The organism is Vibrio sp. 1249-1 (genome assembly GCF_033340495.1).
Window position 1 is genome coordinate 1 of record NZ_JAWOWJ010000806.1, and the last position, 600, is coordinate 600.

Consider the following 600-nt stretch of genomic DNA (forward strand, 5'->3'; position numbering starts at 1 on the left):
TCCAATGAGCCGCCCGATGCGTTTGAAAGAAATCGAGGCGTTCGAGCGACAGCATGGCTACAAACCTACAGCATTGCGCGTTGCTATTGATGCTATTGGTATTTTTGTGCATCAAGACAATCCCATTCAAGGTTTGAACTTTAATCAATTGGACGCGATGTTTTCCGCTACGTTGCGTTGTGGAGAAAGTCAGTTCATCACTAACTGGCAGCAACTAGGTTTAAAAGCAGAATGGGCGAAGCGCAACTTGCAGTTGTTTGGGCGTAACTCTGTGTCCGGGACGTATGGTTACTTCAAAAGCAATGCGCTGTGTGGCGGTGACTTCAAAACTCGAGTGAATGAACAACCGGGCTCGGCTTCTGTGGTGCAATCTGTGGCATCGACCATCAGCGGAGTTGGTTATTCTGGCGTTGGTTATCGAGTGGCTGGCGTAAGGTTGGTTCCCATCGCTAAACGCGGGGTTAACTATGTTAGCCCGACTCGCACGAATATTGTCTCAGGTAAGTACCCACTATCACGCTACCTTTATGTGTACGTGAACAAGCATCCTGATTACCCGTTATCTCCAATAGAAGCCGAGTTTATTCGTTTTATGTTCGT

The 600-nt window shown here is 47.7% G+C and carries 1 protein-coding gene; it reads left to right on the plus strand.

The annotated features are described in order from the left end of the window. The coding region (locus tag R7Z50_RS29025) for a PstS family phosphate ABC transporter substrate-binding protein (protein WP_318149949.1) at nucleotides 1-600 on the plus strand (600 nt) is incomplete at both ends.